This window comes from uncultured Sunxiuqinia sp. (assembly GCF_947495665.1).
GTDB classification, from domain to species: Bacteria; Bacteroidota; Bacteroidia; order Bacteroidales; family Prolixibacteraceae; genus Sunxiuqinia; species Sunxiuqinia rutila.
Genome location: NZ_CANLZV010000060.1, coordinates 1 through 236, shown reverse-complemented (window position 1 = coordinate 236; position 236 = coordinate 1). Strand labels below are relative to the sequence as shown.

Annotated in this window: 1 pseudogene; it reads right to left on the bottom strand. The window is 50.0% G+C overall.

The window, feature by feature from the left end:
* Nucleotides 1–236, bottom strand: a pseudogene (locus tag Q1A18_RS19035) (hypothetical protein); the annotation flags it as partial.

The window sequence follows — 236 nt, the reverse complement described above, 5'->3', positions numbered from 1 at the left end:
TTGGTTTGAAAGCGGAACACCAGCTTGGTACCCACAAACAAAATGGCCAGCAACGGAATGCCCACCAAAAAGCCGGTAGCTATCATCAGGGTGGTCAGCGAGCCTGCACTGATAAAGTAGGTGGCGATTTCAGGCATGTAAAACTCAGGTCCAAATCCAGCCATCCAGGGAGCCGCTTCAATAAACGAATGTCCCACAATCATGGAGGCCAGGAAAGTAATCAGGCTCAAAAAGCC